The sequence below is a fragment of the Megasphaera sp. DISK 18 genome (assembly GCF_001682955.1).
GTDB classification, from domain to species: Bacteria; Bacillota; Negativicutes; order Veillonellales; family Megasphaeraceae; genus Megasphaera; species Megasphaera massiliensis.
This window is the reverse complement of record NZ_LUGJ01000052.1, coordinates 1-11,488: the sequence shown is the minus strand read 5'-3', so window position 1 is coordinate 11,488 and position 11,488 is coordinate 1. Positions and strand designations below refer to the sequence as shown.

9 protein-coding genes are annotated in these 11,488 nt (G+C 54.1%); 1 reads left to right on the top strand and 8 read right to left on the bottom strand.

Translation table 11 applies throughout. From position 1 onward, the window contains the following. Window positions 1–441: 441 nt before the first annotated feature. The 8 genes from rlmD to rpsO form a co-directional block, all read right to left on the bottom strand. Window positions 442–1,818, bottom strand: coding sequence for a 23S rRNA (uracil(1939)-C(5))-methyltransferase RlmD (gene rlmD, locus A0U42_RS09970; protein WP_065360849.1), 1,377 nt, complete (start codon window positions 1,816–1,818; stop codon window positions 442–444). 69 nt (window positions 1,819–1,887) lie between these two features. Next, on the bottom strand, window positions 1,888–3,192 hold the full coding sequence (locus A0U42_RS09965; RefSeq protein WP_065360848.1) for a thymidine phosphorylase: 1,305 nt from the start codon (window positions 3,190–3,192) through the stop codon (window positions 1,888–1,890). 4 nt (window positions 3,193–3,196) lie between these two features. Further along, on the bottom strand, window positions 3,197–4,369 hold the full coding sequence (locus tag A0U42_RS09960; RefSeq protein WP_065360847.1) for a phosphopentomutase: 1,173 nt from the start codon (window positions 4,367–4,369) through the stop codon (window positions 3,197–3,199). Window positions 4,370–4,381: 12 nt separating this feature from the next. Further along, the gene (locus tag A0U42_RS09955) at window positions 4,382–4,942 is read right to left on the bottom strand and encodes an NUDIX hydrolase (RefSeq protein WP_065360846.1); all 561 of its coding nucleotides are present in this window, start codon (window positions 4,940–4,942) and stop codon (window positions 4,382–4,384) included. Window positions 4,943–5,113: 171 nt separating this feature from the next. Then, window positions 5,114–6,454: an FAD-dependent oxidoreductase gene (locus A0U42_RS09950; protein WP_065360845.1), complete on the bottom strand. Its 1,341-nt coding sequence runs from the start codon at window positions 6,452–6,454 to the stop codon at window positions 5,114–5,116. A gap of 101 nt (window positions 6,455–6,555) precedes the next feature. Next, a complete protein-coding gene (locus A0U42_RS09945) occupies window positions 6,556–7,002 on the bottom strand; it encodes a deoxyuridine 5'-triphosphate nucleotidohydrolase (RefSeq protein ID WP_065360844.1) in 447 nt (148 codons plus the stop codon). A 6-nt stretch (window positions 7,003–7,008) separates the two neighbouring features. Then, complete coding sequence (locus A0U42_RS09940; protein ID WP_065360843.1) at window positions 7,009–9,165, bottom strand: polyribonucleotide nucleotidyltransferase; 2,157 nt, start codon at window positions 9,163–9,165, stop codon at window positions 7,009–7,011. 133 nt (window positions 9,166–9,298) lie between these two features. Continuing rightward, window positions 9,299–9,565, bottom strand: coding sequence for a 30S ribosomal protein S15 (gene rpsO, locus A0U42_RS09935; protein ID WP_065360842.1), 267 nt, complete (start codon window positions 9,563–9,565; stop codon window positions 9,299–9,301). A gap of 363 nt (window positions 9,566–9,928) precedes the next feature. Here rpsO and A0U42_RS09930 point away from each other — a divergent pair, with 363 nt between their 5' ends. Further along, entirely contained in the window at window positions 9,929–11,440 is a 1,512-nt protein-coding gene (locus A0U42_RS09930; RefSeq protein ID WP_065360841.1) for an NAD(P)/FAD-dependent oxidoreductase, read from the top strand. Window positions 11,441–11,488: the final 48 nt, after the last annotated feature.

Here is an 11,488-nt window from a genome sequence, read left to right as displayed (position 1 = left end):
GAAAAATATTTGACAGTACCCAAGTCTACTCACTGTCCCTACCTCCTATTATGTTATTATTATAACATTAAAAAATGCTTTAAAACATTCAAAATAGTTTCGCCTTTTAATCGAATACTATCGTACTTTCTGATTCGAATTTGTTAGAATATTATAGTATTTACCTAACGTCTAATCCATATTTTCAATTCACCTGTGCAATATAAAGTGCAGCCCCCTTAGAGTAATATGCCAAAAAAATCACTAATTTTTGAATATCATCAGCACCGAGAAGATTATATTTATTGGACAGAGCCACTTATCCCATCTCTCCCCATAAATCTTAGAAAATAATTTATCAATTAAGTTTGTAACTATATTTTTCCATAAAATTAACCCTCTAAAGTTGAATTTTTAGTCAAACTTTAGAGGGTTAATTAAAGTGCGTATACATCTTTACCTTTATGGGGTTACCAAGGCCACGGCTTCAACATGGTGAGTCCGCGGGAACATGTCGACGGGCTGTACTTTTTGTGTATGGTAGCCGTGGTCTTTAAGGTAAGCCAGGTCGCGGGCCAGGGTCGCCGGGTTGCAGGAGACGTAGACGACGCGCTTGGGTTTGCTGTTGGCGATGGCTTTTAAGACCGGCTCGCCGCAGCCGGCACGAGGCGGGTCCAAGACGATGACGTCAGGCCGGACGCCGTTACGGATGAGTTCGGGCAGTTTATAGATGGCGTCACCCAGGATGAATTGGGCGTTGCCGATTTTGTTGTCCTTGGCATTGCGGACGGCATCGCGGATGGCGGAGTCGACGATTTCGATGCCGTAGACTTGTTTGGCTTTCTGGGCTAAGAACAGTGTGATCGTCCCCGTACCGCAGTAGACGTCGGCCACGATTTCCCCGCCTTTCAAATCGGCAAAGTCCAGGGCCGTTTCGTAGAGGCGCTGGGCCTGTTCGCTGTTGACCTGGAAGAAGGACTGGGCCGAGATGTGGAAGGTCAGAGATCCGATGGAGTCGTGAATGGTGCCGCTGCCGTAAATGGTCTTGGTCTTATTTCCTAAGATGACGTTGGTATGGCGTTTGTTGACGTTTTGGACGACGCTCTTGAGGCCCGGCACGTCGCGGCGCAGGTATTGGACCAGGTCCTTCATGTGAGGCACCATGTCGGAAGCCGTCACCAGGCAGACCATGACTTCTCCCGTGTGGACGCCGACGCGGCCCATGATGTGGCGGACGATGCCCGTCCGGGCGTCTTCGTCGTAGGCCGGAATCTTGAAATCTTTCATCCATTGGCGGACGACGGCGGCGATGACGTTATTGCCTTCTTTTTGAATGGCACAGTTTTCGACGTCGATGACTTCGTGTGTCGCTGCGGCAAAACAGCCGATGGCGACGTTCCGCTTGCCGGCAGCGGCGACGGGAAACTGCATCTTATTGCGGTAATTCCACGGCGTCTTGGCACCGAGGACGGGCAGGACGTCGACGCCCTGCAGGTGACCGATGCGTTCGATGGCGTCTTTTACCTGCTGTCGTTTTTCCTTCAATTCGCCTTCATAGCTGAGGTGCTGGAGCTGACAGCCGCCGCAGCGTTCATAGACCGGACAGGGGGGCTTTTCCCGGTCCGGCGACGGCGTGAGGACCTGTTCTAAGACGGCCGAGGCGTAGGTTTTCTTGACCATCGTCACCCGAGCCCGCACCGTTTCACCGGGCAGAGCATAGGGCACGAAGACCGTAAAGCCTTCATAGCGGCCAATGCCTTCACCGCTCGTCCCCAGGCCCGCGATGGACAATTCATAGGTTTTCCCCTTCTGCACAGGGATTTGCCGTGTTTCTTTCATGAGGTTCCTTTCTTGGCAAAGGGCCTTGTACGCTTCTAAAAAAACGGTACAAGGCCTTTTCTCTGCCCTTTATAAGATGATGTCGCTGACGACAGGTTCCTGAATCGCTGCCTGTTCGTCGGTTACGATGATATGGTCGGCGGCGCGTTGAGCGAGGGCCATCATATCGTCGCCTTTCTTTCCGTATAAGGTGAATAAGGCTTCGCCGGGCCGTACCGGATCGTAGAGTTCCTTAAAGAGGCGGATACCGACCATGGGCTCGATGGCGTCTTCTTTACGGGCCCGACCGGCACCCATTTCCATAGCGATTTCGCCGAGGGCCCGGCCGTCGATGCGGGTAATATAGCCGCCGTCGGTGCTGACCGCCGTAAAGACTTGTTCAGCCTTGGTAAGGGGGCGCTTACCGATCCACGACGTACTCCCGCCTTGGGCCTTGATGCATTCTTTAAACTTAGCCAGGCCCTTACCGGAAGCAATCAGGTCTCGGATCATGGCTCTCCCCTGAGCTTCATCGGACGCTTTTTGGCCGACGATGAGCATTTGAGCGCCTAAGGCTTCGACGACTTCCATGAGACGCCGCCCGCCTTTACCGGACAAGGCTTCGACGGCTTCGTCGACTTCGAGGGCGTTGCCGATGGCCGTACCCAAGGGCGCCGACATGGAGGTTATGACAGCCCGCGTCGGACGACCGGCCAAACGACCGATGCTGACCATGATCGTGGCCAGTTCCTGCGCCCGTTCTTTGGTCTTCATGAAAGCCCCGTCGCCATATTTGACGTCGAGGACGATGGCATCGGCGCCGGAGGCGATTTTCTTGCTCATGATGGAGCTGGCAATGAGGGGGATGCTTTCGACGGTCGCCGTCGCATCACGAAGAGCATACAGCAGTTTATCGGCGGCAGCGATTTCACCGGACTGGGTAATGAGGGAAATGCCGACGCGGCGCACTTGTTCTAAGAATTTTTCTTCCGGCAAGACGATGTGAAAGCCCGGAATCGATTCCAGTTTATCCGCCGTACCGCCCGTAAATCCCAGTCCCCGTCCGCTCATCTTGGCGACAGGCACGCCGGCTGCAGCGACAAGAGGCGCCACGATGAGGGTCGTCGTATCGGCAATGCCGCCGGTGCTGTGCTTATCGACTTTGATGCCCGGAATGGATGACAGATCGACGATGTCGCCGGATTTTGCCATAGCCAGTGTCAATTCTGTCGTTTCTTCATCGGTCATGCCTTGAAGATAAATGGCCATGAGCCAAGCTGCCGCCTGATAGTCGGCAATGCGGCCGGCCGTGTAGTCGGCGATGAAGCGGCGGATTTCGTCAGCCGTTAAGACTTTTCCGTCTCTTTTATGGGCGATGCAGTCCATAGGCCACATAGGATCACCTCAGTTCTGTTAAAAAGCCCGTTCCGAATTGAAGGCCTGTGAGGCCGAAATTATCCATAATGGTCATACCCAAATCGGCATAGGTCTTGCGAATGCCGAGGTCGACCGATTCTCGAAGGGCCGGGCTGTAGGCCAGGACCGGCACCCGTTCGCGAGTATGGTCCGTACCGTGCCAGGTCGGGTCATTGCCGTGATCGGCCGTAATGACTAAGAGTTCATCATCTTGTAACTCAGCCATGAGGGGACCTAAATCTTTATCGAAGCTTTCCAAGCAGGCGGCGTAGCCTTCGACATCGCGGCGATGGCCGTACATGCTGTCAAAGTCGACGAAGTTGGCCATGAGCAGGCCCTGATCCTTGCGATGGGCGGCTAATTGTTCCCGCAGGGCCACCATATCTTCGTGGTTATTGGCCGTGTGATACGATTCGGTGAGGCCGATATGGGCGTAGATGTCGCCGATTTTACCGACACCGACGACGGCATAGCCCGCTTCCGATAAGTAGGAGAAGACCATCTTCCGCTTCGGCAGGCGGCTGTAATCGCGGCGGTCTCCCGTGCGGACAAAATGGCCCTGTTCGCCGATGAAGGGACGGGCGATGATGCGGCCTACTTCATAAGGGCCGACGCAGACTTCGCGGCGCGTAATGTCGCAGATACGGTATAATTCTTCCAAGGGAATGACGTCGTTGTGAGCGGCGATTTGAAAGACGCTGTCAGCCGACGTGTAGACGATGGGTTTACCGGTCTTAAAGTGTTCGGCGCCGAGGCGATTGATGATTTCCGTTCCCGACGCGATCTCATTGCCGATATAGCCGCAGCCCGTCTTTTCCGTAAAGGCGTCGAGGAGATCTTGGGGAAAGGCGTGTTCAAAGGTCGGGAAGGGATTTTCGACGGGGTTTCCCATAAATTCCCAGTGGCCGCTGGTCGTATCCTTGCCCATGGATATCTCTTCCATGAGGCCGTAGGAGCCGATGACGTCCGTATCTTTGTGATGGATATTAGCGACCTTGCCCAGGCCCATGCGGCGCAGATTGGGCAGGTTCAAAGGGACCTTGGCGTCGATGTGGCCGTAGGTATCGGCCCCCTTATCGCCGAAGCGTTCGGCATCGGGAGCTCCGCCGGCGCCGACGCTGTCGGTGACGATGACGATGATGCGATTGAATTTCATAAGCTCCCCTCCTTATAATCCCGGCAAATATTTGCGGGCCTTGGCAAAGGCGGCGATGGTCTTGGCATCGGTGATTTCATTCTTATCGATGAGGGCCTCGACTTCTTTAGGCGTATAGTATTCGACGTTCATGAATTCGTCGTCGTCGAGATGCTGTTTCCCCTTTTCAAGGCCTCTGGCCAAATAGAGGTAAATCCGTTCGTTGCAGAAACCGGGCGACGTGTAGACGTAGCCCATGGGCAGGATTTCCTTGGCCGTCACGCCGGCTTCTTCTTCGAGTTCCCGAGCGGCGCAGTAGTCCGGCGATTCACCGTCGTGTTCGATTTTCCCGGCCGGGACTTCCAGCATAGCGACGGCTGCCGCATAGCGGTACTGGCGGACGAGGATAATCTTGCCGTCATCGGTCAAGGGCAGGATGGCGCAGGCGCCGAAATGCCAAACGGCTTCGCGGGTGGCCGTCTTCTGTTCCCCACCCTGACCGTCATCAATGGACACAGTGTCCACCGTTACGTGGAGCACCCGTCCTTTCATAATTTCCTTACGGGAAACGAGGGTTTCCTTACTAATACTCATAGTATCATCCTTTCAAAAAAAGCTTCCCGAACTCCGCTGCTGCGAACCCGAGAAGCTTTTTATTCCAACGCCGACAGCAAGCCGCAGGCTGTATTCTTATATGCAAAGCGGCTCGGCGTCTCCGGAGGGTCCGGAAGGCTGCCGCTGTCTGAGTGTGGTTATGTTACAAATTTAGAAAGCGAACAGATCGTTCAAGCTTTCCGACATCGTCGGATGGGTGTAGATGAAGTCGCGCAGGACCTGGTATTTCAAGTTGTTGTCCATGGCCATTTTGACGAGGTTGATCATTTCATGGGATTCAGCGCAGAAGAGCTGAACGCCGAGGATCTGGTCGTCAGTGCCGACGAGGGCTTTGAGGACGCCTTCCGGTTTGCGCAGGACCTTGGCCTTCGGAATGGCCGCAGCCGGCAGGTTCATGACCCGATAGTCGATGTTCTTAGCCTTAGCTTCGCTTTCGCTGAGGCCGACCCGCGAGAAGGGCGGATCGATGAAGACCGAATACGAGAAGGCACCGCGGTTCTGTGTCGTCCGGTCGCCTTTGCCGCTCATGTCAGACAGGATGATACGGCTGTCGTCGAGGGAAATGTAGGTGAACTGCAAATTGCCGCAGACGTCGCCGGCAGCCCAGATGTTGGGAACATTGGTCCGCAGGTGTTCGTCCGTTACGACAGCGCCTCTGTCGGAGAGGGCAATGCCGGCTTTCTGAGCTTCGAGGCCATCCGTGTTAGGACGGCGGCCGGTAGCCATCAAGATGGCGTCACCTTCTAATACCGTATCCGTATCGCCGACGGTGTAGTAAAGGGTTGCCCCTTCGATTTTCGTCGTCTTGGCACCGGTCACGATTTCAATGCCCTTGGCTTCCAGGACAGAACGGATGTTATCAGCGATATCCTTGTCTTCGCGAGGCAGGAAGACATCGATATCCTGAACGACCGTGACCTTGCTGCCGAAGTTAGCATACATGGCGGCAAATTCCAAGCCGATGTAGCCGCCGCCGACGATGGTCAGTTTTTCCGGAAGTTCATCCAAGTCCATCATCGATTCCGACGTATAGACTTTATCGCTGTCTTTGACGCCGGGAATGCCCGGGATGACCGACGTAGCGCCGGTGTTGATGACGAACTGCTTACCTTCGAGCTGGACGACGCCGTCTTTCGTCTTGACTTCGACGTGCGTTGCATCGACGAAGGATGCCATGCCGTCGATGACTTCGACGCCGGCCTGGATCAGTTTATTGTAGTTAGCCTTGTTCAAGGCACCCGTCAATTCGCGTTTGCCTTCGACGGCTTTTTTATAATACGCAGCTTTAGAAGCGAAATCAGACGTCGGAGCCGTTGCCGCTTCGGTAATGAGGCGTTTGGACGGAATGCAGCCGACGTTGATGCAAGTACCGCCGTACATGCCGTTGTCTTTTTCGATCAAGGCTACTTTCTTGCCCTGTTTGCCTAATTGTCCGGCTAAGGTTTTACCGGCTTTCCCAAAACCAATTACGATGACATCATACATTTTCATAATTAAGCCTCCTTAATTAAAAATATATAATCGTTGGTATCCATTTATAACAGCAGTCCGGCAAGGTCTCCCCTGCCGGCCGTTGTTTCCTCTAAAAGCATTTAGACGCCGGTACTGCCGATGCCGCCGGTACGAAGGCCGCCGGCAGTATCATCGTTGACGGTCAGGTACTTCATGAAGATGCCCTGGCCGATGCGGTCGCCTTTTTCAATCGTATAGGCCACATCATTCGTATTGTAGTAGGCGATCATAATATGGCCTTCATTGTCTTCGTTATTATAGTAGTCGCTGTCGACGATGCCCGTGCTGTTAGCCAGCATGAGGCCTTTTTTAAAAGCCAGGCTGGAACGGATGAAGATAGACAAGTATTCATCGCCTTCCATGAAAGCCTTGAGGCCCGTCGGGACGACGGTCACGGCATGAGGCGCCAGCACCGTCGTTTCAGCCGCTTCCAAATCGTAGCCGGCACTCTTAGCCGTCTTGCGAATGGGAAGGTGGATGTCACGGTCTTTGTAGGCCGTGACGATTTCAAAACCTCTGCCCGTCATGACGGCCTACCGTTTCTGGCGGTCGCGATTGCCGCTGTGACCGCCGCGGGGACCGCGACTTCTGTGGGACGGAGCTTCATCACCGCCGCCGAGGAGGGCTTTGCGGGACAGGTTGACTCGGCCCTGGCTGTCGATTTCGACGCATTTGACCATGATTTCATCGCCGACGTTGACGACGTCTTCGACTTTTTCAACGCGTTCCATAGCCAGCTGGGAAATGTGGACCAAGCCTTCTTTTCCGGGCAGGACTTCGACGAAGGCGCCGAAGTTCATGAGCCGCGTGACTTTGCCGACGTAGGTCTTACCGACTTCTACGTCTTCCGTCAATTTTTCGATCCAAGCCTTGGCTTTATCACCGCTTTCGCCGTCGACGGCTGCGATGTAGACCAGGCCCGAATCGTCGATGTCGATTTTAGCACCCGTTTCTTCGGTGATCTGCTTAATCATCTTGCCGCCTGGCCCGATGACGTCGCGAATCTTATCGGGGTTGATGTGCATGGAAATGATGCGCGGCGCAAAAGGAGACAGTTCCTTGCGCGGTTCGTCGATGGTCTGGAGCATCTTGCTCATGATGTGGAGACGGCCTTCGTGAGCCTGTTTCAAAGCCTGGTCGAGGATTTCACGGCTGAGGCCTTTGATCTTGATATCCATCTGAATGGCCGTAACGCCTTTCATCGTACCGGCAACTTTAAAGTCCATATCGCCGAGAGCGTCTTCCATACCCTGGATGTCGGTGAGGATGGTGAAGTCTTCACCTTTGGTGACCAGGCCCATGGCGACGCCGGCTACAGGAGCCTTAATAGGAACACCGGCATCCATCAGGGACAGGGTGCTGCCGCAAACGCTGCCCATGGAGCTCGAACCGTTCGATTCCAGGACTTCCGATACGACGCGGATAGCGTAGGGGAATTCTTCTTCACTCGGCATGACCTGAGTCAGGGCTCGTTCAGCCAATTTGCCGTGACCGATTTCACGACGGCCGGGACCGCGGGACGACTTCGTTTCGCCGACGCAGAAGGACGGGAAATTGTAGTGGTGCATATAGCGGCGGTCCGTTTCCAGGCCAACGCCGTCGATGTGCTGGCTTTCCGACAAGGGAGCCAGGGTGCAGAAGCTCATGATCTGCGTCTGGCCGCGGGTAAAGAGGCCTGTGCCGTGGGTGCGGGCAAAGAGACCGACTTCACAGCTGACCGGACGGACTTCATCGACGCGGCGACCGTCGGGACGAATCTTGTCGACGGCGATCATGTGGCGGACGATTTCCTTGATCATCTTCTGAGTAATGTCGGCTACGTCGTCGGCATTATCGGGGTAGATGTCGGCAAAGTGTTCATAGATGTCGGCTTCGACAGCGTTCATCTTTTCTTCGCGTTCGATCTTATCGGCCGTGAAGATAGCCGTCTTCATGGCTTCTTCGCCGTAAGCATGAACGGCTTCGACGATGTCAGCCGGCGGTTCTTTTTCGACGAATTCCTGTTTCGGTACAGAAATGCTGTCCAGGAAGGAAAGCTGGAATTCGACGACTTTCTTGATTTCTTCATGGGCGACCATGATAGCGTCGAGGATCTGTTCTTCCGGAACTTCTTTAGCGCCGCCTTCGACCATGAGGATGGCGTCTTTCGTACCGGCAACGACGATGTCCATGTCGCTCTGTTCGCTCTGAGCGACCGTCGGGTTGATGACGAATTCACCGTCTACGCGGCCGACGCGGACACCGGCGATCGGGCCGGCAAAGGGAATATGAGACATGCACAGGGAAACGGATGCACCGATCATAGCGGCGATTTCCGGGGCATTGTCGTGATCTACGCAAAAATCATAAGCCACGACGTGGACGTCATGACGATACGTTTTCGGGAAGAGCGGACGAATCGGGCGGTCGATGAGACGGGCAAAAAGGGTTGCCGATTCGGGCGGTTTGCCTTCTCGTTTAATAAAGCCGCCGGGGATTTTGCCGACAGAATACATCTTTTCTTCGTAATCGACAGTGAGCGGGAAAAAGTCTGCGTCTTCACGGGCTTCCTTCGATCCCGTTGCCGTTACGAAAACGGCGGTGTCACCATACCGTACCAGTGCGGCACCGCTGGCTTGCTTCGCCAATTTGCCGACTTCAATCACCAGCGGACGGCCGGCGAAATCCATTTGGAATTTCTGTTCTTCCATTGTTACCTCCTTGAATCTGACAGGTGATAGGCACTAGTTTGGAAAAATCGGCGATTCGCCCAAACTACAACCTACCAACCTGTGTTCTGAAAAAAGGGCCGATGCAGTCACATCAGCCCTACAGTATGCGAAATTATTTACGCAAGTTCAATTTTTCGAGAATTGCACGATACCGATCGAGGTCGTGTTTCTGCAAGTAACCGAGCAAATTACGGCGCTGGCCGACGAGTTTCAACAAGCCGCGGCGGGACGCATGGTCCTTTTTGTGGCTGCGGAGATGTTCCGTGAGGTATGTGATGCGGTTGGTGAGCAGCGCGATCTGTACTTCCGGAGAACCCGTATCGTTTTCATTGGCACCAAATTCAGCTACGATTGCTTTTTTTTCTTCTACGCTTAACATTGTATCTTTCCTCCATGTGTAAAAAATTAAAACTTATTCGCAAAGTGCTAAGTGATCGTCGGAGTCATCGAGACACCGAGCACCCGTACGACATAGATATTATACTATACCCTGCCAGTTGTGTAAAGTAATTATGAGGGAATCTTTGGGGTACAGCCCTTACGGCCCTCCTTATTGTAAAAAATTATCACCCGGCATATTTCCCTATTATGCCATTACTATTCGTTTTACACAAGGGCCATATTTTTACGATATATATACCGCTCCTCTCTCGTCAAGACTTGTCAAAACAAGGCCTTTCGCTTATACTATACGAAAAAGGTTGTATTTAATATAAAGCTGAAAAGTAAAGGAGTCTTGCTCATGAAAAAATATGATGTCATCCTCATTGGGACCGGATCGGCCAACATCATTGCCGACGCCGCCATTACCCAAGGGCTGTCCGTTGCCATTATCGAACGGGGCAGTTTCGGCGGCACCTGCCTGAACCGCGGCTGCATCCCGACTAAGGTCATGGTCACGGCAGCCAGCCGCATCCGTGAAATCCGCGAAGGCGGCCGCATCGGCGTCTTTGCCGACAATGCCCGCCTCGACTGGGATATTTTAGCCAAAAGGCTCTGGGAAAAGATTGATGAAAGTAAATCCATCCAGGGCTACTACGATAAGTTCCCCAACGTCGACACTTACAACGGCACGGCAGCCTTCGTCGACAACCACACTTTGGACGTCACCTTAAACGACGGCACGGACGCAAAAATCCAGGGCGACAAGATTTTCATCGCCACCGGCGGCCGGACCAACATCCCCCGCATCGAGGGCCTCGAAGACGTCGGCTATCTGACGTCGGAATCCTTCTTCGGTGAATCCTTCCCCAAGAAGCCTTATAAGAGCCTGATTATCATCGGCGGCGGCCCCATCGGCTGTGAATTTGCCCACGTCTTTGACGCAGCCGGCACGAAGATCACCATCGTCCAGCACAACGCCCGCCTGCTGCCGAAAGAAGACGAAGCCATTTCGGCCTTCATCCTCAAACAGTTCCGCCGCTACGGCATGGACGTCCGCTTAAAGCAAGACACGGTAAGCGTCACCGTCCGCGACGGCCTCAAAGTCCTCAAGATCCGCGACATCGACAGCGGTGAAGAAGCCGAAGTGGCTGCCGAAGAAATCTTGGTGGCCCCGGGCATCAAGCCGACGACGGATCTCCTCCACCTCGAAAACACCGACGTTCGCCTCGATAAACGGGGCTACATTGAAACCAACGAGTTCCTGGAAACGACGGCGGACGGCATCTGGGCTCTGGGCGACATCAACGGCATGGCCCCCTTCCGCCACAAAGCCAACTACGAAGCCGAAATCATTGCCCACAACCTCTTCTCGGGCAATGAACCGGAAAACTGGCGCTGGGCCAGCTACGACATCATCCCGGCCGTCACCTACACCTATCCCGAAGTGGCCCAAGTCGGCCTGAGCGAAGAAAATGCCAAGAAAAAAGGCTACGACGTCGAAACGGCCATTAACCACTACTCGGCTTCGGCCAAGGGCTACGCCATGGGCTTTGAACCGGGCCAAGATGACGACGGCTTCATCAAATTGGTCGTCGACAAAAAGACGAAATTCATCCTCGGCGCCCACATCGTAGGGCCTGAAGCCTCGATCCTCATTCAGCCTTTCATCAACAACCTCATGAGCGGCGAACACACCCTTCAGCCCGTCCACGAAGACATCGCTTCGGAAACGGCTAAGAAACTGCGGGCCCTGCCCTTGACGCGGACCCTGACGCCGAAATCTGTCTACACCTTCAGCGAAACCATGACGCCTCACCCGTCTCTCTCGGAAGTCGTCATGTGGACCCGCTACTATTACGAAGGCAAGTAACTCCTCCTTCCCATATAACAGCATACGAAAAAAGGACTCTATGAAATT

Excerpts from the sequence above, each read along its gene's own strand:
- A0U42_RS09945 (WP_065360844.1), bottom strand. The coding sequence starts at position 7,002 with ATGACGGGCAGAGGTTTTGAAATCGTCACGGCCTACAAAGACCGTGAC.
- A0U42_RS09965 (WP_065360848.1), bottom strand. The coding sequence starts at position 3,192 with ATGTGGCCTATGGACTGCATCGCCCATAAAAGAGACGGAAAAGTCTTA.
- A0U42_RS09930 (WP_065360841.1), top strand. The coding sequence starts at position 9,929 with ATGAAAAAATATGATGTCATCCTCATTGGGACCGGATCGGCCAACATC.
- rlmD (WP_065360849.1), bottom strand. The coding sequence starts at position 1,818 with ATGAAAGAAACACGGCAAATCCCTGTGCAGAAGGGGAAAACCTATGAA.
- A0U42_RS09950 (WP_065360845.1), bottom strand. The coding sequence starts at position 6,454 with ATGAAAATGTATGATGTCATCGTAATTGGTTTTGGGAAAGCCGGTAAA.
- A0U42_RS09940 (WP_065360843.1), bottom strand. The coding sequence starts at position 9,165 with ATGGAAGAACAGAAATTCCAAATGGATTTCGCCGGCCGTCCGCTGGTG.
- A0U42_RS09955 (WP_065360846.1), bottom strand. The coding sequence starts at position 4,942 with ATGAGTATTAGTAAGGAAACCCTCGTTTCCCGTAAGGAAATTATGAAA.
- rpsO (WP_065360842.1), bottom strand. The coding sequence starts at position 9,565 with ATGTTAAGCGTAGAAGAAAAAAAAGCAATCGTAGCTGAATTTGGTGCC.
- A0U42_RS09960 (WP_065360847.1), bottom strand. The coding sequence starts at position 4,369 with ATGAAATTCAATCGCATCATCGTCATCGTCACCGACAGCGTCGGCGCC.